Raw genomic sequence first — 21,625 nt, 5'->3', positions numbered from 1 at the left:
TCCGCACTGTGTGGCTCGCGCGGAGCGGAACACTTCGTTTAAGCGTTAGGGCTTTGTTCGCATTGCACCTGCTGGACGGGTTTTGCTGTCCCAGCAAGTGGGCGAGTGTCCGGAGAGCACGTCACTCGTTCCAAGGCGACGTCGAGGACATACGATCATGCACAACGTGACCGTCTACCATGGTGAGGAGCACCTTGGTTTCGCGAACGTCCTTGGGCGTTGACGTAGTCACATCTCGGTCGAGGACGATCATGTCTGCAGCCATTCCCGGCAGCAACCGTCCGCGCCAGGTTTCTTGTCCCATCACAAATGCGCCGCCTTCGGCATAGCCGGCAAGTACGGTACGTGCAGGAAGCGCCTCGTTCGGCCCGATAGGCTCACCTGTCGTGGCTCCCCTGTCCATCGCATCGGCGACACCGTCCCAGGGCGACAGAGATCCCGTCGGAGCGTCCGAGCTCGGCACGTAGCGGACGCCAGCCTCGATGATTGTTCGGGCCTGATAGTACCCGTGCACGCGATCGCCGAAAGCCGCGCGCTTTGAGCGATTCATGCGTGAGAGAAAGCTTGGCTGGGTGACAATCGAGACGCCAAGCTTTCGCATGTTCATGTAGTCCTGCGCACTGGAGCACGACGCATGCTCAATGCGATGGCGCGCATCCGGACGGGGAGCGATTCGTTGTCCTTCGATGTAGGCATCGACCACAAGAGAGATGGCTCTGTCGCCCACAGCGTGCACCGCGATCTGCCAACCTGCGCAGTGCGCGTCGATTAGAGCCTTACTCAGCTCGGCTTCGTCCCGCATGAAGAGACCGTATCCCGTCCCGTCAGCATATTGATGACTAACAGCGGCGGTGCGGGCGCCCATAATTCCGTCCGCAAAGAATTTCAACGTTGCTGTTTGGAAACTGGGATCACGCCTCGGCTCGAGCTTGCGTCGCTTCGCGTCCTTTGCATCCAGCCTGCACATGAAACCGAGCCGGATCGGCAACTTCTCATTATTCTGTCGCAGCGCATTCCAGACCGCGAGCTCATCGTCAAATCGATCGCTGTCCCCACCGCCGCCGCCAACGGCAGCCTCGACGCCCGCAACAATTCCCATTCCGGACACATCGCGAAGCACGTCTCCAAGCACTGATACGCGCGTACCGATAGCGGCTCGCGGCATCACTCTCATGATCATGCCAGAGGCCGCCTCGCGAGCGCTGCCATCGAGCCGGCCAGATGGATCACGCCCAAAGACGCCTCCCACCGGATCGGATACAGAGTCGTCGATGCCGAGGGCCGCGAGCGCCGCCGAGTTCGCGATCGTGACGTGGCCACAAAACCTGCGAATGAGAACTGGACGGTCTGGAAACACCGCATCGATCTCTTTCCGGCTTGGATAGCGCAATTCCTGAAGCCGATTTTCGTCAAAGCCCGCGGCTACCGCCCATTCGCCCGAGGATCGACCCTTGATGCCTCGGCGCAGCCGCTCCAGGACGTCATTGATCGATTTGACGTCCGCCTGATCGACCGCGATCTCGAGCCGTGAGTTGGCGACATGCAGGTAGTGCGCGTGCGCATCGGTCAGACCGGGACCGAGCACGGCACCTTTGAGATCCACGATCCTGTCGACACTCGGCATCGCGGAACGCTCACCCGACCATGCCACGCGATCGCCCTTGATCACGAGAGCTTCGACGGGAATGCCTTCGCCCCAAGATTGGTAGATCGTTCCATTCACGAAGCCAGTTGTACGCATAGGGGGTTTCCGTAAGGACCTTATGGTCTGCTTCTAACCTACAGCGGTCGGTGGACGTCGATGCGACCAGGGCACGGCCACCTCGAGTTGGCCCGCAAGTCGAAACAGAACGTCATCGCGCCCCCACGCCCCGCCGAATTGCAGGCCCAAAGGAAGTCCTTCAGATGTCCAGAACAGCGGAACGCTCATGGCAGGTGCACCCGCCCAATTGAAAATCGAGGTGAAGGGATGTGACTGGCGCTGATAGTCGTGTATGGACTGAAGATCCGGCAACATCCCGATGGTTCCAAGTTTCATGGCGCTGCGACAAGCCGTAGGCGCCGCGATGACGTCATAGTTCCCGAAGCTTTGGTTGAACCGCCGAGTTAACGACTGCATGGCCGCCAAGGCCTGCAGCAACGCCGCAGCCGTCACGCTCTTGCCGGCCTGATAGCTGAACCATGTCCAGCGATCCAAATCTCCTTCCACCACAGTGCGCTTGGTCTGAGCTTCAAAGGAAGCGATGCGGAAATGTGTATCGCTGGCCGACACAACCCGTTGGCTTTGCCACCATTGCTCCAGTGGCACAGGCCACTTCACATATTCAACGTAATGTCCGAGCTTTTCGCACAGCTTTGCTGTCTGATCGATTGCCGCACGGGCGTCCGCACTCATTTCGACGCCTTCCGCGTCTTTGACGAAGCCAATCCGCAGTCGACCGGGCGCGATTCCGACCTCCTCCAGGAGCGGACGGGAAGGTTGTCGAACGTGATAAGATGCACCGGAATCGTTGGACGTGATTGCATCCAGTAGCGCGGCATTGTCCCGTACCGAGACGCTCAGTGCGTGATGCATGAAGTTTCCAAGACCCTCGCCCTTACCCGGGCCGTTTGGCACCAACCCGCGGGACGGCTTCAAACCAAAGACACCGCACCACCCGGCCGGGACTCTGATCGAACCACCAGCATCGCTGCCGTGTGCCGCTGGCAGAATTCGCGCAGCCACCACGGCACCGGCTCCTCCCGACGATCCTCCAGCGCTATACCCGGCCTTCCACGGATTTTGGGTCGGACCGTCCAATTGCGTTTCGGTGTAGCCGCCGAGCCCCATTTCCGAGCTAGTCGTCCTTCCGACGATAACCAGGCCCGACCGAACGTAGCGATCAACCACGGCACTCGAAAACGTGGAGACGTAGCCCTTGAATATTTGGCTGCCGTTCGTGATCGGGGTGCCGGCGTAATCCGATCCCAGATCCTTGAGGAGAAAGGGCACGCCCTGGAAGGGACCGGCGGCGGTCCCATGCTTTATCTGGATCCGGGCCCTGTCGTAGAACTTGTGATTGACGGCGTTGAGCTTCGGATTGAACTCCTCGATCCTTTCGATCACAAACTCCAGGAGCTCCTCTTCCCCGATCTGCCTTGTTCTGATCAGGTTGGCGAGCCCGATCATATCGTAGCCTACGTAATCTGATCCAAGCATCGGTGACATCCTGAGACATTGGGGTTCGTCGGAGGATCCAAACTATGCTGACGATCTCTGCTGGCGCTTGTATCGGAGGATACAGATCAGGCCTTAAATGCAACTCGCCTTCACCGATCAGTCGACAGGCAGCCTCACATGACGGCCGGCCCTCTCGGGCGGCTTCTGGTCGCAGCTCTTTTGACAAATCATGCGCGATGGCAGCGCTTACGCCGATTTTTCGAGTCCCCAGTAGACCGTGACGGGAGCTGCAAGGAGTGGCGACACGTTCGAGCGCCTGATCGAAAAATTGTTGTACATGCCAAGCGGGATGTAATGGACCTGCTCATAGGCACGTTTCTGGATCTTCTCGGCGATGGCCTTTTGATCAGCCGGATCCGATGCCTTCGCAAACGTCTCTTTGAGGGCCTCCATTTCGGAATCGGAAGACCATCCGGAATAGCCCGACTTTCCGCGGCCATCCAAGTTCACGTTGCTTAACGGGAAATACAGATCCAGCGTGCTGTTGATCGTCGCCATGATATTCCAGCCACCTTCAGCAGGCGGCGTCTGTCGATTTCGCCGAGCAAGCAAGGTGGCGAAGTCCATCGTCTGGAAGTCGACGTTGAAGCCGGCCGCTTTCAACATTTCCGACGTCACCGAGCTTACGGCCGACCAGACGGTAAGGTCTCCGGGGTTGATGAACACGACAGGCTCCCCTTTGTAGCCCGCTTCCTTGAGAAGCGCCTTCGCTTTCGCAGGATCGGCCTTCTCCACACCCACGGACGCGGCATTCGTCTCAAGAGGAGAGCCGCAACCGAACAAGGCGCCGCAAACCTCGTAGGCTTTTTGATCACCGACAACCGCATCCATGACGTCGCGTTGCGAAACGGCAAGCTGGGCGGCCTGGCGAATCTTCACGTTGTCGAAAGGTGGATAGAGCCAGTTCATCCTTAGGAACGGGCAATTTGCGCTGGCGAGCTTCTGGATTTCGAGGCCCGGCGCGCCGCGCAATAGCGTCAATGTATCCGCGGTTACCCATTCGACAAGATCGATATCTCCCTTCTTGATCGCGTTCACGACCGTCTGGATGTCGGGAAATGTCAGCCATTCGATGCGATCAAGCTTTGCGATCTTGCCGCCCGCGAGATAACTGGCCGGCTCCGAACGAGGCACATAGTCTGCGTTGCGCTCGTAGACGACCTTGATGCCGGGACGAAATTCCGAGGCAACGAACTTGAACGGACCCGAGCCGGTCGTATCCGTGATACCAGCCCCCTTGTCAGCGGCCTCGACAACTCGCTTCGGCATGATGAATGGCACGTTTGTGCTTGGCTTGGCCAGAGCCTCAAGCATCGAGGCAAAAGACGCGCTAAGGACGATTTTGAACGTTTTTGTGTCGACCGCCACCATCTCCTTCACCGACCGCGCCAGGCGTTCGCCGGTCATGTCGCTCTTCATCCAGCGTGAGAGCGAAGCAATGCAGTCGTCCGATGTCACCGGGGCTCCGTCGTGGAAACGCAGACCGTCGCGAAGTGTGAAGGTGTAAACCAGCCCGTCCCCGCTGACGTTCCAGTTTCCAACCATCTGGGGCTGGGGCCTAAATTTCTCGTCAAACCCGAAGAGCGTATCGTAGATCAGATAGCCGTGATTTCGGGTGATGTATGCGCTCGTCCCCACCGGATCCAAAAGGCGCAGGACAGCATGGGGCACCATCTTCAGCGTCCGGCTCGCCTGGCCGGTGCCACCTTGCGCAAAGGCTGGTCCAGATGCAAGGACGCTCGCCAACATCAATCCAGCCTCGCGGCGGTTCAGCAACATGACGGCACCTTTCTCTTGCGCGCAATTGACCCAGTCGAGCCAAACCGCTCCTACCGTCCGTAAGACTGCCGGTGGATCAAAGGCTATGTCGGTATACGGCGATACTGCCGGCCCCCGGACAAATTGCCTCCTCGGCCGGACGAGGCGGCTAATCGCGAGGAACGGCAAGTCAGAGCAATGGTGCAACCTCTTCCGATCCGAAACTAGCGTCTCGCGCACCGTTTCGCTGATATCGGACCTCGTTCCCTCGGTTGCTCTGGAGCAGTTGCTGCGATGCCAAAGACTGTAATTACGTCAAACAGCGCGCCGGTGACTGGCTTCACCGACCAGTCGACTCCCTCGCCCATCGTTCAGGCGATCCGGTTCGGCGATATGCTGTTCGTGTCGGGACAAGGACCTCTCGATCCGACGACTAAGCAAGTGGTTGGACCAGATATTGAGGTTCAGACACAGCGAACCTTGTCCAACTTGCGCAGCGTCCTGGAGGCAGCTGGGGCTGACTTCTCAAATGTCGTCAATATGCGCGTCATTTTGCGGGACGTACGTGATTTCAAGAAGTTTAACGAGGTCTTTCGTCGCGAGATTGGCGACGAACGGGTCACCCGAACCTGCGTCGGCGGAACGCCACATCGGGATGGCGTGAATGTCGAAATCGACTGCGTCGCCATGTTCGATGGCCCGAAATGACGGTCATCGACCCACACCCAACCTTGACTATTCGACTGGAAACGCTCGGATTCGCCGACGCGCAGCCACGAACCGCCGTCTTTTTGCGAACTAAGTCCGCCGTCGATCTAGTGGTTCGTAGAAACCCATTAAGCATTGCGGCGCGCGAGCGCATGTTCCCCCGAGCCGGCCCCACCGTGATTGCAGCGTACCTGCTGCCACCGGCAGCAGGCCAGACTGCTCCGTCAACCACACGGCTAACACCGCCAGAGCACTGCTCTCTTATGGCTTTGGCATCAAATTGCCGCAGGCCTTGCAGGTGCGCGCCTTCTCGCTCTCGAAGAAGTTCTTGTAAGCTTGCGACACCGGATCGGCGCGGTAATCAGAAACGACAAATTCCTCTTCGTGCAGTAGATGGTCGCACTTCGGGCAAAACCACTGGAATTTGTCGATCTCGCCTTGCCGACGGCCACGTTCAACGATCAGGGCGAACGCATCGGGCGGAAATCGAGGCGAATGCGGCGTACCTGCCGGCATGAAGTTCACGGATCCTTCGGGAATCACGATGACCTCCTCCTTGCCTTCCGGCGTTCTGTAGTGAAGGTTCATCGAACCGCGGATCATGTAGGTGAATTCATCGCTGTCATTGATGTGAAATTCACTCCTGTACTCCCGTCCTCGGGCCACGAACGCAAGCGATTCGGGCTCTTGCCACAACACCTCGACACGCTTTTGCGTCTCGCGAAGCCGGGTGGTGACCTCTTCAAGCTTCACTAGCGGTGGTGGAAACATGCATACCTCCTCTGGCTCCGGCGCTCATGGACACATATTTTCAGATCGCGGGTCGACCGAAAACTGCGGCGAATGCGCCTAAGCAGGCGATTGGGCCGGAGGCTCGAAATCGTACGAGATGCGGCCGGCGGGAAGATAAAACAGCGCGATGAGCGCTCCGCCCTTGACCTCCGGATAGTGCCGGCTGCCGGGATCGGGGGCGGTCCAACCCGGCCCCTGCCAGCCCTGCAGGCCCTTCAGTTCGGCCCCTTCGTCGAGAGGAACGACGAGATTGATCTCACCGTAAGGGTGTCCATGATATTGTCCTCGAATGACTTCATTGTCGTCCTCGTCATTGAAGCGACGGGGATGTTTGCTGTTCATGTACACAGCCGTGATGCTGAAGTGGAATGTCTCCGGCGAGGGCTCGAGAATTCGACTGCGTCTGTAGTCTGGTCCATCTACTTCCTGGTTCGCAGCCCACCCTTCCTGAACGCCGATCCTGATCAGGCGCGACAGCTCCTTGTAGAAGTCGCTGTCCCGACCGTAGGTTTGGTTCAGCCAGGCTTCCATCGCCGCTCCCGGAGTCATGTCCCTAACCTCACGGAGAAACGGAATGCTACACCGGATGAGTTCTTCGCGATGTCCCATTGTCATTTTCCTTTCGCTATTCCTCAAATCCCGAGAATGACGCGAACGCCTTGACGGGATCGCGAGGCATCAAGCGCTGTTCGCCAGGGCTTCTGGCGCGGCCGATCGAGATGCCGCAGACGACGATTTGCTCCTGCGGAATGGACAGGAGCGGCCGGATGATCCGATGATATTTGGCAAAGGTCTCCTGCGGACAGGACTGCAGGCCGCGCCCCGCCGCGGCCAAGAGTATATTTTGTACGAACATCCCGAGATCCAGCCAGCTGCCGATTTCTAATCGCCGATCGATTGTGACGATCAGTCCAACCGGCGCGCCGAAAAAGCCGTAATTTTTCGCGGTCTGTTTCGCTCGCGCCTCGATATCCGCCTGCTCGATTCCAAGCGATCCATAAAACAGCCCTCCGAACTCCTTCCGTCGGGCGGCGTGGAGAGATGGGAGCTCATCGGCATAGTACTTGTACTCGGACAAATGTTCGTCCCGCGCCGTTCGGTGGGCGTCAAGCAGCCGAGCCGACAGGTTTCGCTTTGCCTCGCCGGCCAGCGCGTAGACATGCCAGGGCTGAATGTTGGCCCCGCTCGGGGCAAACCTCGCAACCTCGAGTATCTCCTCGATCGTGTCCCGCGATACCGCATCGTTGCTGAAATCGCGGCAGGCATAGCGGCCCCCGATCGTGCGGTCGATGATGACCGCGGCAGAATCGTCCGGTATCCGAGCCATCTCTACTGCTTCTTCAAGAGTGGACATCCCCCCTCCTCCATGGGCCTGAATGCCTCTTCGCCGGGCATCGTGGCGAGCAGCTGGTAATAGTCGAACTTGTACTTGGATTCCTGCGGCGACTTGACACGGAAGAGATACATGTCGCGGACCAGGCGACCGTCTTCGCGGATCTTGCCATTTTCCGTCATGAAGTCGTTCACCGGCATTTCGCGCATTTTGGCCGCGACAATAGGGCCGTCGAGCGTACCGGCGGCTTGAACCGCTTTCAGGTAGTGGATGACCGCACCGTAGGTGCCGGCGTGGATCATCGTCGGCACCTTCTGGGTCTTTTCGATGAAGCGCTTGGACCAGGCTCGCGTCTTGTCATTCAGATCCCAGTAAAACGCTGAACTGAGGAGCAAGCCCTGAGCGCTCTGAAGGCCGAGACTGTGAATATCAGCGATAAAAACGATCAGGCCCGCAAGCTTCTGCTCCTTTGTGATGCCGAATTCGCTAGCCTGCTTCACGGCGTTGATGAAATCGCCTCCCGCGTTTGCGAGAGCGATCACTTCGGCCTTCGATGACTGTGCCTGCAATAGGAACGAAGAAAAGTCAGGCGTGTTGATCGGATGCTTCACCGCACCGACCACGCGCGCGCCCGTCGATTCGATAACCTTACGACTATCCGCCTCAAGTTGCGCACCGAGAGAGTAGTCGGCCGAGAGGAAAAACCAGGTCTTGGAGCCGAGCTTCGCGATCGCCTTTGTGGTGCCTTGGGAAAGAGCGTAAGTATCGTAGGTCCAATGAATTCCAGTCCCTGAGCATTCGTCGCCCGTCAGCCGAGATGTTGCCGCACCGGTTGCCAGGAAGACCTTCTTCTTCTCACGGGTGATGCCCTGCACGGCCAGGGCGACTGCCGAATTCGGCACATCGAGAATAACCTCGACGCTCTCGCTGTCTAGCCAGCGTCGAGATATCGTTGCTCCCGCGTCGGCCTTGTTCTGGTGGTCGGCAGAGACCACCTGAACATCTCGGCCCAAGACTTTACCGCCGAAGTCATCGACTGCCATTTGCGCCGCGACAACCGATCCCTGCCCGCCATTGTCCGCATAGAGCGAAGACATGTCGCTCAGAACGCCAAGCTTAACTGGTCCATTTTCAGCGGTGGCAGGCGCAGCCAGCAAAACAAGTCCGATCAACCCACCTAGCGAACGTCTTACCAAATACATCGCTTCCATTTGATCGCCCCCAGAAAACGCCAAAGGATACTGACGGGACTATTCGTGGCGGAAGTGAAACTCTCGCAACATCAAAATGAATGGTGTTCAGATTGGTAAGACACGCGGCTCAGGCTGCTCGGTTTCATCCGAGCGCGGCTCGAAGTGGTCTGACAGCGCGCATTCAACCACCGGAACGGCAGCGTATTCATTACTCGAAACCTTGAACGATACGCCCCATCCGGTCAGTATAGCGGGATACCAGCGTTTCCCACGCGTGCGCCCTGCGAGTCGCTCCAGCGTTGAGCTGAGGCGCGGGTTTGGCTCCGCCAGGTAGACATTCTGCAAAGCGATGAGATCGTGCTCGTGTCCATTCCATTCAACACGCTGGATTTGAACCTCCTCAGGGTCTTTGATGCGGTCATGGAGGAGCGAAGCGTCCTCCGAGCCAGCCACCGGGTCGCCCTAAGCCAGTCCGCAGTCAGCCATTCGCTTGCCCGGCTTCGCGAGATGCTGGACGATGAGCTGTTTGTCCGCACGGTGTCGGGCATGCAGCCAACGGCGCGGGCGCTTGCGATGGCCCCACGGATTCGCGAAGCCCTCCGGTCTCTCGAGGCCGCTGTCGAACTGCCAACCTTCGACCCCGGTCAATCGACCAAGCAATTCACCCTTGCGGCCAACGACTTCACCACAATGGTACTGGCCTCACCATTACTGAGAATTCTCGGCCAAGAAGCTCCCTCTATCGATCTCAAGATCAAGCCGGTCACTCGCATAGATCTTGCAGAACAGATCGACCTCGGAAGAATTGACGCGGCGCTTGGCGTGTTCTCGAGCCCGCCAAGCCGTTTCAAGTCCAGCCTTCTGTTCGAATATGACGACGTGCTGATGGTCAGCCGAAAGCGCAAGCTCGGCCGCCTGGACGCGATGCGGCTTGCCGAGCTTCCGTTGGTCGTTGTCTCATTTGGAGGCGAGCAGGAAGGCGCAATAGACGGATTCATCTCGGAACGAGGCTTGGCTAGACGATCGGAAATGTTCGACAGGGCAAGCCTTGAACGCGCCCTGTCCGACAGCTCGCATCCGCCGCGCATCGCAGTCTCGCTGCCTCATTTTTTGGCCCTTCCGGCGCTTCTCGAGGACACTGGACTGGCAGCGATCGTTCCTCGCCCGTTGGCCAAGGTTCTTCAAAAAACCTATGCACTTGGGATTTGCGAATTGCCCTATGCGACCACGGCTCTCGAAGTGAGGCTCCTTTGGCACGAAAGAGTATCGGGTGATCCCTCACACGAGTGGTTCCACGATCTGCTTCGTCGAGCGACTGAACAACTCCGAAACGCCTCGGATCGCGCCTAGTAGAAGCGTTCAGTACCGTCGCGGATATGACCCGAGCACGCGAATCTCAGGACGCTTGCGGAGCAGCCCGGCAAGGTTCTCCGTCGTCTCATGCCCCGCGACTTCAATCAGATATCGATGTCGGTCGAGCGCCGTTTTGGCTGGTCGCTCGTAAATCGTCAGGATCTGGACTCCCGCGCCCGCGAATGAAGCAAGCAAGGGAGCAAGATCCGCATCACCAACAGTCGCGACCAACGACGTCTTGTCTTTCTCGGTTGGCGCGGGGCTGTCCTTGCCGAGCACCCACCAACGCGTGACATTGTGCGGACCTTCTTCGATCCCATCGACGAGTGAATCCAGCCCATAAATCACAGAGCCAATTTTTGGGCCAATAGATGCCTTGTCTAGGGCTTCGCTGTTGGCAACGGCCTGCGCCGCGGCGCCACTACTTGCCGCCGCGGTACGACGAACCTGCGGCAATTGGTGGTCCAGCCAAGGCTTGACCTCGTCAAAGGCGACCGGATGCCCGAAAACCTCTCTGATATCCCCCAGTCGCGTTCCATGACGCGCAAGCAGGCTATAGCCGAGCATTTTTGGATACTCGGCCACGATCCTTACCTGGGGCAGGTCCAGGATCGGATCTAGATACGGGGTCGCTCCCACCAGCGAGGTCGTAACCGGCAAGCAAGCGCGGTCGATCTTCCCGCTCTGATATGCTGAAAGCAGATCGTCTTGGGATAGCGGGACCAGGTCAGAGGGACCGAACAGCTCAAGGCACGCCTGGTGCGTCCATGATCCGGCCGGCCCAAGATAGCCGATCTGACCCGCCGTCGCAGCTGCCAAGGTGAGCATATGGAGTGCGGCACTTGCCGCTGCGATGAGGCGGAGCGTCCTTAAGAATAACCGCGCGATCCTTGACAACATAGTCGTGGGCCCTCCTTCCCGGATGTCACGATCCCAACTCATGCGATGGTGCCGCCGCCTCGACCAAGACAACTGGTCTAAACGGCGTTCTGGCGAGAAAAATGTACTGCATTAGCCATGTCTTCGAGCTGTCCCACTGCAAGGGCTGATCGTCGCGTCCGCTCAGATCAGATTTCAAGAAGATCTCGCCCGACGATGACCTCGCCAGAGAACGACTGCGGCGCGGTCTCAAGCCACGCGTGTTCTGGAACGGTAGCATCTCCCGGCACGAAATGATTGATGACATCGACTTCATCTTCGACTTCGCCACCTTGCTGCACGCTCAGTGATACGTGATGAAGATCGAGTTGAGATCCTCTAGGGCGAAGCCCGCTCGCACGATTTGTCGCGCGACACCATTGCCACAACCCACGACATAGAGGCGACCACCGGCCACGACCATGCTGGCCGGCGCAGAACGAGATACTTTCGGACTGGGGCCCCCAGCTGTCCCCAGAAGGACCACACGAGCGCGATCCGTCCCCGAGGTGTTCGTCGCCTTGGGTGCGTCCTGCGCGGATGCTGACATATTCCAACCGATCAGCGAAGCTGTGGCGCCGGCGAGAACTTTTCTACGATCTGGGACCATTATTTTTTCCTCTTGACCAGCTATCGGGCTCGGACTCCTTGCCTCATGCCTAGGCGGCGTCTGTAATGGCAGGTCGCGCCCCACCAAGGAATTCTGCGCGCAGAGCCTGAATGCGAGGCTCGACTCGCGCCATCGAGTCCGCCTTCAAAGGTCCGTAGCCGCGGATCTCGCCAGGGTATGAGGCGAAAGCAACCGCCGCCTCGATATTCGACGCATCAAGTCGCGCGGCGAGTTCCTCCGCGAATGCCAAATATTGGTCGCGCAACCGACGCTCCATCCGCCTTTCGTGCATCCAACCGAAGGGATCAAACGCCGAACCTCGTAAGCCCTTCAACCGAGCGAGCAATCTCAGGGCCGGCAGCATATAGCGTGCAGAGAACGCCATCTTCCGCGGGCGGCCGGTCGCGGTATCCCGTGTTGCTAAAATTGGCGGCGCCAAATGTAGCTTTAGTGATCCGCCTTCGAACCTTTCGTCCACGCTCCGCCAGAACGACGGTTCGGTCAACAGCCTGGCCACCTCGTACTCGTCCTTGTATGCCATCAGCTTGAAGGCATTCTCGACCACAACCTCGGTCAAGCGTGTCGATCCGGAGCAAACCTTCTCCTCCGCCGTCCGGACAAGATCCACCACCTGTTGGAAACGATCCGCATAGGCGTCATCCTGATAGGCACGGAGAGCTCCGATCCGAAGCGCGATTTTCTCATCTATGGTCGCCACCGGTCTGGGAGACGTCGCGATCGGCGTATCGACGTCGACGAGCAAATTCGCGACCGTCTCGGGCTCGGCAATCGCAAGCCTGCCGAGATGAAATGCGCGAAGCGTCGCGGCGACATCAGCGCCGTTCAGGCGAATGGCTTGCTCGATCGATTCCAGCGACAGCGGCAACGCACCCATCTGGAAGGCGGAGCCGAGCAGGATCATGTTTGCGACAATGGGATCGCCGTTGGCGCGCTCGGCCAACTGCTTCGCTGCAATGCGGGTAGGCTGATGACCGGACCTTTGTTCGAGCCGCCGAATGAGGCGCTCCGCGTCGAGATTGATATTTGCATTCTCGTGGAAGGATTGCGTCGCGACAACCTGATCGTCGACCACTACGGTCGTGGACGCACCAACTGTTTTCAACGCCTCAATTTGGCTCGCCGCGACGAGGTCCGAGCCGACTAGAAGATCGGCATCTTCGAACCCCAAACGCAGGGGTGCCAAGCTCGCCGGAGTGGGAAGAATGCGCAAGTGGCTATAGACCGTGCCGCCCTTCTGGGCGAGCCCGGTCATGTCATAAATGCCGACCCCCCGTCCTTCCAGGTGAGCGGCCATCCCGATCACGGCGGTGGCGGTGACGACGCCTGTCCCGCCAATCCCGGCAAGCATAATGCCGAACGCTTTCTGGTGCTCGAATTTGGACACAGGGACGGTGAGGCGAGCTACCGCGTCATCCAACTTGGGTGGTGCCGGCTTCTTCAGACGCGCTCCCTCGAGCGAAACGAAAGATGGACAGAACCCCTCCAGGCACGACAGATCGCTGTTGCAGCTGGCCTGATCGATACGTCGCTTGCGGCCAAATTCGGTTTCAAGCGGTTGAACCGACATGCAATTCGAGGCCCGCGAGCAGTCACCGCATCCCTCACACACCGCGGGATTGATGACGACACGCTTTGACGCGGCGGCCAGCTGGCCCTTTTTGCGCCTCTTGCGTTTTTCCGTGGCGCAGATCTGGACGTAAACGATGACGGTCGTCCCCGGGGTCTCACGCAGTTCCTTCTGCACGTTCTCCATCTCGGTGCGATGGAGAACTTCTACGCCGGAAGGCAGTGACTGCCCGGCACGGACGGCATCCGGGTCTTCGGCGACGACGATAACGCGCCTGACCCCTTCCAAGAGCACCTGACGGACCATGGCGCCAACGGACAGGCCGCTCTCTACAGTCTGGCCTCCGGTCATCGCGACCACGTCATTCGCAAGGATCTTGAACGTGACGTTCGCGTTGGACGCCGCCGCCGCGCGGATTGCCAAGGAGCCCGAATGAGAAAAAGTCCCGTCTCCGAGGTTGACGAAGACATGTTTGGTGCTGGTGAAATGCGACAGCCCGATCCAGTTGACTCCTTCGGCGCCCATGTGAGTGCATGGCAACGGACTGCGATCCATGAATTGCACGAGCCCGTGGCAGCCAATTCCAGCGACCCCGAACGAGCCCTCGGGCAATTTTGTCGAGCGATTGTGCGGGCACCCCGAGCAAAAGACCGGTCGTCGCGCGAGCGGGCCGGGAGCGACCTGCTTCCATGCTAAACTGCGACGTTCGAGCTCCTCGAGCGCCGCTCGGACCCCATTGAGCTCGCGATCTTGCGGTGATCTTGCCAGGAGGCGCCGCGCGACAACATGTCCGACCATGGCCGGATCGAGCGGCTCATCCAACGGAAGGAGAGCAGCTCCGTCGGGCGTGTGTTTACCGGAAATGTCCGGCCGGCGGGCCGCATGGTACATCAGGGCGGCCGCCTGAAGCTCCATGTGCGGACGCTTTTCCTCGACGAACAGCAATTCTCCGACTTCACTCGCGAATTCCGTCAGTGGCAAAGGGTCGAGCGGATAGATCAATCCGACCTTTAACACTCCGATGCCAAGCCGCTGCGCCTCGGCGTGGTCGATCCCCAGCCACCTCAGTCCATCGATGACATCCTGGAACGCCTTGCCTGCTGTGACGATGCCGAGACGGGTGGGCTTCGCCGCGCCGAAGGCGGCTCGGTCTATGGCATTGCGGCGGGTAAATTCGTGGATTCTGGGCAGCTTGTTCCGGACCATCCGCTGGTCCTGAGCGGCAACCGCAAGCATTTCGACGCGAATACTGACGTCGGCGCTCGGGGCGCCCTTGGCCAGCAACGGGACAAGTTCATCCAGAGAGAAGTCGACTGCCTGGGTGCAGTCCGCGGTCTCGTTGACAAGCTTTAATCCCGCAAGAAGTCCGCACTCGCGAGATAGCGCGAAGCCTGCCAAGCCGAACCGAAAGATGTCGTTCACGTCCGAGGGATACAGGATCGGCACTTCGTGCGCCGCCAGAGCTAGATCGCTTTGGTGCGCAAGCGAGGAGGACTTGCCGGCATGGTCGTCGCCGAACACGAGCAGCACTCCCCCGTTGGGATGAGTGCCCGACATGTTGGCGTGCTTGATGGCATCGCCAGACCGATCGACGCCCGGTCCTTTGCCATACCACATCGCAAAGACGCCGTCGTACTTGCGGCCAGGCACGAAATCGAGCTGCTGACTGCCCCAGACTGCCGTCATGGCAAGATCTTCGTTCAAGCCAGGCTGAAAGACGATGTCGGACGCACTGAGGCGATCCTTGATCTTCAGAAGCTCGTTGTCCACAGTCCCAAGTGGAGAGCCTCGGTACCCCGAGATATACCCGGCCGTTCGCAGCCCTCGCTGACGATCAAGCTCTCGTTGCAGGAGAGGAACCCTAGCAAGGGCTTGTTTGCCCGTGATGTAGATGGTCCCTTGTGTCAGGTCGAACTTGTCCGCAAGGGTGACCTCGCGAAGGACAGTCTTGCTCGTCATTGTCTTACTCATGCTTCGGGAATGGCCGCCACGCATTCGATCTCGACGCGCACTTCAGGCCGAACGAATTTCGATACTTCCACGAGCGTACTCGCCGGCGCATCGATCCCTTCGAAAAATTCCTCGCGAACTTTGTTCGTTGCCGGATAGTCGCGGATGTCGAGCAGGAACACATTCATCTTCATGACATGCTGAAATCCGCCACCCTCGGCTTCCAGCGCTGCTCCGATACGTTCATAGATCACCCGTGTCTGGGCCTCGGTGTCCTGCGCACCAGATTCTCGCGCGGTCACCCCCGAAACGAAAACGAGCTTTGCGCCGGCGAGCTTGAGAACGCTTGCGTGTGCGAATTTGCCGAATGGCGGAGGCAATGCTGCATAGGTACGAGAGCTCGCTATTGACTTCATGACGGTCCTCCGTGGCAGCAAAACGGCTCTGCAATGTCCAGATGAACAAGCGCACGCGCCCGGAATGCATCGCTGGCAAGTGCCGACGCGTGGTTTGCGTTTGGTATCGTGGCAGCAATTCCCGCCGGAAAGAGAGAAGCCACCCGGTAGGGAGCTCCTGCGAGCCTGTCGTCTTCTCCGACCATCACCAGAGTCGGCGCCGCAATCTGCGCCAATTTGGCAAGATCAAAGACGGCAGTCTGCCCACGGAGACATGCCGCAAGTACGGCGAGATCGTTATGCGGCTTCAGTGCTGCGTGCTGGCAAAATCGCACTGCGTATGGCGGAAATGCACTTGTATCCAGGCTCTGTTCGGCCGCGGCGTCGAGCGCATCTGCGAATTCGGGCGCCAGGCCGACGGTGGCGGCGATCCGCTCACCCATACCGCCGAGAACGAGGTGCGCAATCCGTTTCGGGCTCGCGAGCGAGAGCGTCATCGCGATATGCGCGCCCATCGAATAGCCAACAACACTAAAGCTCGAATCGCCCCAGCAGGCCTTACTGATCGCAAGGCTATCGGCCGCGAAGGCCTCTAGCTGATAGTCGCGCGGATTTTGAGACTTGGTGCTAAGCCCATGGCCGCGAAGGTCCGGAGCTACGACATCATAGCCCGCGGCGACCAACGCTTCGAACCAGCCTGTCTCGATCCAGTCATCGTTGGCGTCCGAGGCAAATCCGTGCAGCAGCAAGGCGCGACGGCGTTCACGGCCGCCTCGCAGAACGGATAGATGAGCGGGTTGACCATCCGCCAGACCATCGACCTCGATAGAAAAGCGTCGCGGTCGTTCAGTTGCCATGGCTTGAGGCTCTGGACTGAAGGGCGCGATCTTGACCGGCCACGCTCTCGATCATCGTTGCCGCTGCAATGGCGACATCATCCCTTCCAGGGGCGGCGCCAATCTGCAGACCGATTGGCAGAATGCTCCTGTCCTGCGCTGGCCACGGCACCGAAATCGCCGGGCCACGTGTAAGGTTGAACAGTGGCGTGAATGGACACCATTTGAACCAGTCGACCTCTTGGGCATCCGCCGCATCCGCGCGTAGCGGGAGACAAGGCATGGTCGGGGTCAGCAGGACATCGACATCATCAGCCAAAACCACTGCTGCCCGGCTGGCAATTTCCTCACGGCGGCGCTGCAGGCCGATCAAGGCCTCCGCGGACAAGTTGCGGACAGGCTCAATGAATTCCAGTATCCCCGGGTCAAGATCAGAGCGCTTGTCTTCCGGAACAAGGGAGACAGCAAACGCGCATCCGAGCCGATAGAACGTTGCGACGATGTCTCGAGCCTCATCAAGCGGAAGCTCGACCGGCTTGATTTCAGCCCGCGATCCCAGGGCCTTGACCGCCTCTTCCCACCCTCTCTTCACAGCGGGATCGAGGTAGCGGTTCAAATCATTGGGGATGCCGATACGCGTGCGCGACGTCAGATTCCTCTCCAGGCGCTGCGATAGCGGGGTCTGGACCAGCGACATCCAATCCGACGCAGCTGGTCCACTCATCGCTGCCGCCGCCAGCGCAGCATCTGCGACGCTTCTGGTTATTGGCCCGATATGGGGAAGCTGCCAGAAGGCCGCCGGGAACGGATCAAGCGGGATTGCGCCGAACGTGGCCTTGTACCCCACCACGCCGCAGAAAGCGGCCGGAATCCGGACCGACCCAGCTGCGTCGGTGCCCACACCGATGATACCGATCCCGAGTGCTGTCGCCGCAGCAGCGCCTCCGCTACTCCCGCCGGCATGACGGGATTTGTCCAATGGTGTCAGAGTTTGCCCATTGAGCAGGCTTTGGGTGAGCCCCTTCCAGGCGAATTCCGGCGTCGTCGTTTTGCCCAGGAACACGGCGCCGGCGCTCCGAAGCCGCGCCATCGAGACTGCGTCGACCGTCGCGGGCGCTTTGGACGTCGTCCTCGATCCGCGTCTGGTCGGCCAACCAGCGACGTTCAGTGTATCCTTGATCGTGGTCGGAATACCATCCAGAGGGCCGATCGACTCGCCACGGCGGTATCGTGCTTCGGACGCGCGCGCCATCTCGAGCGCAACCGCCTCGTCGACCAATGTGAATGCGTTCACCTCCGAATTGGTCGTCGAACTGGCGTCGTCAAGCTGAGCGCGAGCGACCTCGACGGGAGAGAGCTCGCCTTTCGAGAAACTCTGGTGAAGCCGAAGTATTTCGCCATCAATCGACATAGACTTGATCCCGCGCAGCAGCGTAGTCCGCAGCACCTCCCAGATAGGCCTGGCTCAACCTGGGGTCAGTTGAGAGTGAAGTGCTGGGGCCTTCCAAAACAATTTTTCCAACCTCGAGCACGTATCCACGATCCGCCACGGAGAGCGCCAGCCGGGCATTCTGCTCGACCAGAATGATGGTCAGTCCGTCGGCCTTGAGCTGACCAATGACACGAAGGATTTCCTGAACGATCAGCGGAGCAAGTCCGATCGACGGCTCGTCCAACATGAGCAATCGAGGACCGGCCATCAAAGCGCGCCCGACTGCGAGCATCTGCTGTTCGCCGCCCGATAGCGTCGCAGCCTTCTGTTTGCGACGCTCAGCAAGAATCGGGAATAGGCTGTAAATGCGATCGAGCGACTTCGAGGACGCATCAGTTCGATAGCCGCCCAGGCGCAGATTCACCTCTACCGTCAGGTTTCCGAACAACTCGCGACGTTCCGGCACCAGCACGACACCCCGGGCCACCAACTGCTCGGGACGAAGGCCGACAAGTTCTTCATTCTCCAAGAGGATGGATCCCGCGCGCGGGGGCGCCAGCCCCATAATGCCGTTCAGCAGCGTCGTTTTTCCGGCGCCATTGGCGCCGAGCACTGTAACCAGTTCGCCGGGCGAGACCGAGAGATCCAGGTCCTCAAGGACCGTTGCTCGGCCATAACCAACCTTCAAGCCGCTGATCCGCAGATTTGGCATTGTCAGGTCCCCAAATAGGCGGCGATCACTCGCTCGTCCTGCCGCACTTCGTCTGGAAGGCCGGTCATAAGGCTCTGCCCCCGATCCAGAACGACCACCCGATCCACACAGTTCATGACAAGATCCATGTCATGCTCAACCAACAAGACGGACATCCCCGCGCGCTTCAGCCGGTGCAACAAGGTTACCAGCTTCAGCTTTTCACCAGTTCGTAGCCCGGCAGCAGGCTCGTCCAAGAGCAGTAATCTGGGCCGGCTCACCAAGGCGCGAGCGACTTCTACGAGGCGCGCCTGTCCCATTGCCATTCGCGATGCAGGCTCGTGCGCGAGGCCGTCCAGTTCTACGATCTCAAGAGCGCGCCAGGCTTTCGCAAAGGTCGCTGCCTCTTCCTTTCGATCGAAGCCGAACATCCCAGACATCATGCCCGCGCGACCTTGCGCATAGGCGCCGAAGGCCACATTTTCCAGTACGGTTCGCTCGGGGATTATTCGTACGTGCTGGAACGTCCGAGACACGCCACGATGCACGAGCTCGGACACTCGCTTGGGCGGTGTTTCGCCCATGAGAAGAACAGCGCCCTCCGACGGTGCGAGAAGTCCCGTGGCGATGTTGAACGTCGTGGATTTGCCCGCACCATTGGGCCCTATCAAACCAACGATCTGATCGGGTCCCACGCTGAACGAGATCCCCTGGAGCGCCTTCAGCCCCCCGAAGTTTTTCGAAATACCGGTGACGGTCAGAAGGTCCTCACCGGCTGTGCTGCGCTTGGATGGCGTCAGTTCGATATTGCGACCCGGTCGCACCGCAGAGAACCGCGGCCAGACGCGCTGCAGTGCCGACCAAATTCCTCCCGGCCAGCGCAGCAGCACGCAGATGAGGACAAGCCCAAAGACGATCAGCTCCACGTTCCCCGAAAGACCCAGCATACGAGCAACCGTATTCTGTAGAAGCATCTCAAGAACGGTGATGGCCGTCGCACCGAGGACCGCGCCGAAGGGATGCGCCATCCCACCGAAAATGCACGCGATCAAGAGGTTTATGCTGGCGGTCAGGCCGAAGGGCGCTGGGCTGAGAAATTTGAAATAGTAAGCATAAAGCGTTCCAGAAAGTCCGGCCAGCGTCGCCGCCACAACGAAAACGATCAGGCGCAAACGCGTGGCATCAACTCCAAAGATTTCTGCCATCTCCGCGTCGGTCTTGAGCGCCGCGATCGCCCGTCCCGCGCGAGAATACAGCAGGCGGGAGAACCCGCCACCGAGCACTGCGACAAGCAGCCAGACGACAACGGCAAAGCCCCGATCCTCGGTCAGTGCCAAGGGACCGATCGCAAGTGGCGGGATCTGCCCGAGCCCTGAGGCTCCCCCGGTAAGTCCGCCCGCAGCGACAATCGCGGCACTCGTGGCAATTCCGATCGCGAGCGTGGCAAGTGGAAGGAAGTGCCCTTTTAGTCGCAGTGTGATGGCCCCGACTATGACACCGGAGAGAGCCGAGGCGGCCACGCCCAGAACAAGCGCTATAAAGGGAGGAATGCCGAAATCCCGCGCCAAGATCGCCGAAACATAGGCCCCAATCGCCATGAACGCTGCCTGACCGAGGGAGACCTGCCCAGCGATCAACAAGAGCGTCAGCCCCATCCCAGCGATCGACGTCAGCCCGACCGTGACGAGCAACGTGACGTCGTATTGAGGACCAATGGCCGCGACGACGCAAGCCAGCGCGAACATTGCAAAGGCGACAATGATCGATGCAGTCGCGGGTGATCGCCGCGATGACGAAATGGCACTCTTGGTCATGATCAATGCTCGTGTGCTTCTGGCGGACGAACAGCGTTTCGCCAAAGAAGGATCGGTATCACCATCAGAAAGACAATGACGTCTCTGAACGCGCTGATCTGAAATGCTGAGAAGGACTCGGTAAGCCCAACCAGCGCCACTCCCACCAGCGCTGTTGGGTACTCAACGATGCCCCCGAGTGCTGCGGCGACAAATCCCTTCAGGCCGATCGGAAACCCCATGTCATAATTTGCTGTGATGAGCGGCGCCAGCAGTAGCCCTGAAAGAGCACTAAATCCGGCCCCAATCGAAAAACTAAGCTGCCCTGCGACCCGCACAGGGATGCCGCAAAGCTGCGCCCCTACTCTATTGACGGCCGTCGCCTGAAGGGCCTGACCAATCAGCGTTCTCTCCGAAAATGTGTACAGGCCGGCCATCGCCAAGACAGCAAAGCAGCAGATCCAGAGGCTTTGGTAGGTGATGAATACCGGCCCGAGCGACACTCCGCCGTCGACGACCGGCGGCACCGATTGCGGCTCAGCGCCCCAGATCAGGACCGCCGCGCCGTGAAACACCATGTACACACCAACACTGACGATAAGCAGCACGATAGGAGACGCACCCGATACTGGCTCCACTGTCAAGCGGTAGGTCAGCGCTCCAAGGGATGCGGTGGCAGCAAGCGCGGCCAGCACAGCGAACCAATATGATCCTGGAAACTTGTTCGCCGCGAACGCTGTGGCGAGCACACCAGCGATCCAAATCGAGCGGATCAGCAGCATGCGAATCCTCGCCGAATTCGACAGACGTCGATCGGCCACGTCCAGCACAGCGAAGGCCGCGAGGCCGCCGGCAACAAGCCAGCTGAACGGACTGAAGTATCCCGAAAGCGCGCTCGCGAACGACAGCGCTCCCAACGTCACGTATTCGCCCTGGGCGATATTGACGACCCGCGTCACCGTATAAATCACGATGAGACTAAGCGCGACGAGACCGTAAACGGCACCGTTGGTGATGCCATCCACGAGTAGGAATAGGAGCGTGTCGATCAACGT

At 59.5% G+C, this 21,625-nt stretch carries 19 protein-coding genes; 2 read left to right on the top strand and 17 right to left on the bottom strand.

What is annotated here, in order from left to right:
* Positions 1 to 121 precede the first annotated feature (121 nt).
* The 3 genes from XH88_RS18015 to XH88_RS18005 form a co-directional block, all read right to left on the bottom strand.
* Complete coding sequence (locus tag XH88_RS18015; RefSeq protein ID WP_271669601.1) at positions 122 to 1,723, bottom strand: amidohydrolase; 1,602 nt, start codon at positions 1,721 to 1,723, stop codon at positions 122 to 124.
* A gap of 51 nt (positions 1,724 to 1,774) precedes the next feature.
* Entirely contained in the window at positions 1,775 to 3,199 is a 1,425-nt protein-coding gene (locus tag XH88_RS18010; RefSeq protein ID WP_271669600.1) for an amidase, read from the bottom strand.
* Between the two features lie 207 nt (positions 3,200 to 3,406).
* A complete protein-coding gene (locus tag XH88_RS18005; protein WP_271669599.1) occupies positions 3,407 to 4,999 on the bottom strand; it encodes an ABC transporter substrate-binding protein in 1,593 nt (530 codons plus the stop codon).
* Between the two features lie 273 nt (positions 5,000 to 5,272).
* Between XH88_RS18005 and XH88_RS18000 the strand changes: the two genes are divergently transcribed.
* Positions 5,273 to 5,686 (top strand): RidA family protein, encoded by a 414-nt coding sequence (locus XH88_RS18000; RefSeq protein ID WP_271669598.1) that lies wholly within the window; start codon positions 5,273 to 5,275, stop codon positions 5,684 to 5,686.
* Between the two features lie 261 nt (positions 5,687 to 5,947).
* Here XH88_RS18000 and XH88_RS17995 read toward each other — a convergent pair whose 3' ends face one another.
* The 5 genes from XH88_RS17995 to XH88_RS39240 form a co-directional block, all read right to left on the bottom strand.
* Positions 5,948 to 6,457, bottom strand: coding sequence for a 3-hydroxyanthranilate 3,4-dioxygenase (locus XH88_RS17995; protein WP_271669597.1), 510 nt, complete (start codon positions 6,455 to 6,457; stop codon positions 5,948 to 5,950).
* Between the two features lie 78 nt (positions 6,458 to 6,535).
* Entirely contained in the window at positions 6,536 to 7,087 is a 552-nt protein-coding gene (locus tag XH88_RS17990) for a 4-hydroxylaminobenzoate lyase (protein ID WP_271669596.1), read from the bottom strand.
* Between the two features lie 16 nt (positions 7,088 to 7,103).
* Positions 7,104 to 7,832: a nitroreductase gene (locus tag XH88_RS17985; RefSeq protein WP_271669595.1), complete on the bottom strand. Its 729-nt coding sequence runs from the start codon at positions 7,830 to 7,832 to the stop codon at positions 7,104 to 7,106.
* Entirely contained in the window at positions 7,808 to 9,022 is a 1,215-nt protein-coding gene (locus tag XH88_RS17980; protein ID WP_271669594.1) for an ABC transporter substrate-binding protein, read from the bottom strand. Before XH88_RS17980 ends, XH88_RS17985 begins: the two co-directional genes overlap by 25 nt.
* Before the next feature lie 87 nt (positions 9,023 to 9,109).
* Positions 9,110 to 9,457: a CYTH domain-containing protein gene (locus XH88_RS39240; RefSeq protein ID WP_442868445.1), complete on the bottom strand. Its 348-nt coding sequence runs from the start codon at positions 9,455 to 9,457 to the stop codon at positions 9,110 to 9,112.
* Between XH88_RS39240 and XH88_RS17975 the strand changes: the two genes are divergently transcribed.
* Positions 9,368 to 10,354: a LysR family transcriptional regulator gene (locus XH88_RS17975; RefSeq protein ID WP_271669593.1), complete on the top strand. Its 987-nt coding sequence runs from the start codon at positions 9,368 to 9,370 to the stop codon at positions 10,352 to 10,354. The genes XH88_RS39240 and XH88_RS17975 overlap by 90 nt on opposite strands.
* Positions 10,355 to 10,363: 9 nt before the next feature.
* Here the strand turns inward: XH88_RS17975 and XH88_RS17970 are convergent, their stop codons facing one another.
* The 9 genes from XH88_RS17970 to XH88_RS17930 form a co-directional block, all read right to left on the bottom strand.
* Positions 10,364 to 11,257, bottom strand: coding sequence for a prephenate dehydratase (locus XH88_RS17970; RefSeq protein ID WP_271669592.1), 894 nt, complete (start codon positions 11,255 to 11,257; stop codon positions 10,364 to 10,366).
* 167 nt (positions 11,258 to 11,424) lie between these two features.
* Entirely contained in the window at positions 11,425 to 11,577 is a 153-nt protein-coding gene (locus XH88_RS17965) for a hypothetical protein (RefSeq protein WP_271669591.1), read from the bottom strand.
* Between the two features lie 357 nt (positions 11,578 to 11,934).
* Entirely contained in the window at positions 11,935 to 15,432 is a 3,498-nt protein-coding gene (locus XH88_RS17960; protein WP_271669590.1) for an indolepyruvate ferredoxin oxidoreductase family protein, read from the bottom strand.
* Between the two features lie 8 nt (positions 15,433 to 15,440).
* A complete protein-coding gene (locus XH88_RS17955; protein WP_271669589.1) occupies positions 15,441 to 15,839 on the bottom strand; it encodes a RidA family protein in 399 nt (132 codons plus the stop codon).
* Positions 15,836 to 16,675, bottom strand: coding sequence for an alpha/beta fold hydrolase (locus tag XH88_RS17950; RefSeq protein ID WP_271669588.1), 840 nt, complete (start codon positions 16,673 to 16,675; stop codon positions 15,836 to 15,838). The genes XH88_RS17955 and XH88_RS17950 overlap by 4 nt, the downstream gene beginning before the upstream one ends.
* Entirely contained in the window at positions 16,665 to 18,065 is a 1,401-nt protein-coding gene (locus XH88_RS17945) for an amidase family protein (RefSeq protein WP_271669587.1), read from the bottom strand. Before XH88_RS17945 ends, XH88_RS17950 begins: the two co-directional genes overlap by 11 nt.
* A complete protein-coding gene (locus tag XH88_RS17940) occupies positions 18,055 to 18,798 on the bottom strand; it encodes an ABC transporter ATP-binding protein (RefSeq protein ID WP_271669586.1) in 744 nt (247 codons plus the stop codon). Before XH88_RS17940 ends, XH88_RS17945 begins: the two co-directional genes overlap by 11 nt.
* A 2-nt stretch (positions 18,799 to 18,800) precedes the next feature.
* Entirely contained in the window at positions 18,801 to 20,591 is a 1,791-nt protein-coding gene (locus tag XH88_RS17935; protein WP_271669585.1) for a branched-chain amino acid ABC transporter ATP-binding protein/permease, read from the bottom strand.
* A gap of 2 nt (positions 20,592 to 20,593) precedes the next feature.
* Positions 20,594 to 21,622, bottom strand: a complete 1,029-nt coding sequence (locus tag XH88_RS17930) for a branched-chain amino acid ABC transporter permease (protein ID WP_271669584.1) — start codon at positions 21,620 to 21,622, stop codon at positions 20,594 to 20,596.
* Between the last annotated feature and the right edge of the window lie 3 nt (positions 21,623 to 21,625).

Origin of the sequence: Bradyrhizobium sp. CCBAU 51627 (genome assembly GCF_028128765.1) — a bacterium.
Taxonomy (GTDB): Bacteria; Pseudomonadota; Alphaproteobacteria; order Rhizobiales; family Xanthobacteraceae; genus Bradyrhizobium.
Note: the sequence above shows the minus strand (reverse complement) of the source record. Positions and strands in the feature narration are given on the sequence as shown.

Excerpts from the sequence above, each read along its gene's own strand:
- XH88_RS17995 (WP_271669597.1), bottom strand. The coding sequence starts at position 6,457 with ATGTTTCCACCACCGCTAGTGAAGCTTGAAGAGGTCACCACCCGGCTT.
- XH88_RS18005 (WP_271669599.1), bottom strand. The coding sequence starts at position 4,999 with ATGTTGCTGAACCGCCGCGAGGCTGGATTGATGTTGGCGAGCGTCCTT.
- XH88_RS17990 (WP_271669596.1), bottom strand. The coding sequence starts at position 7,087 with ATGGGACATCGCGAAGAACTCATCCGGTGTAGCATTCCGTTTCTCCGT.
- XH88_RS17940 (WP_271669586.1), bottom strand. The coding sequence starts at position 18,798 with ATGCCAAATCTGCGGATCAGCGGCTTGAAGGTTGGTTATGGCCGAGCA.
- XH88_RS17970 (WP_271669592.1), bottom strand. The coding sequence starts at position 11,257 with ATGTTGTCAAGGATCGCGCGGTTATTCTTAAGGACGCTCCGCCTCATC.
- XH88_RS17945 (WP_271669587.1), bottom strand. The coding sequence starts at position 18,065 with ATGTCGATTGATGGCGAAATACTTCGGCTTCACCAGAGTTTCTCGAAA.
- XH88_RS17960 (WP_271669590.1), bottom strand. The coding sequence starts at position 15,432 with ATGACGAGCAAGACTGTCCTTCGCGAGGTCACCCTTGCGGACAAGTTC.
- XH88_RS18000 (WP_271669598.1), top strand. The coding sequence starts at position 5,273 with ATGCCAAAGACTGTAATTACGTCAAACAGCGCGCCGGTGACTGGCTTC.
- XH88_RS17935 (WP_271669585.1), bottom strand. The coding sequence starts at position 20,591 with ATGACCAAGAGTGCCATTTCGTCATCGCGGCGATCACCCGCGACTGCA.
- XH88_RS17950 (WP_271669588.1), bottom strand. The coding sequence starts at position 16,675 with ATGGCAACTGAACGACCGCGACGCTTTTCTATCGAGGTCGATGGTCTG.
- XH88_RS18010 (WP_271669600.1), bottom strand. The coding sequence starts at position 3,199 with ATGCTTGGATCAGATTACGTAGGCTACGATATGATCGGGCTCGCCAAC.
- XH88_RS17980 (WP_271669594.1), bottom strand. The coding sequence starts at position 9,022 with ATGGAAGCGATGTATTTGGTAAGACGTTCGCTAGGTGGGTTGATCGGA.
- XH88_RS17985 (WP_271669595.1), bottom strand. The coding sequence starts at position 7,832 with ATGTCCACTCTTGAAGAAGCAGTAGAGATGGCTCGGATACCGGACGAT.
- XH88_RS17955 (WP_271669589.1), bottom strand. The coding sequence starts at position 15,839 with ATGAAGTCAATAGCGAGCTCTCGTACCTATGCAGCATTGCCTCCGCCA.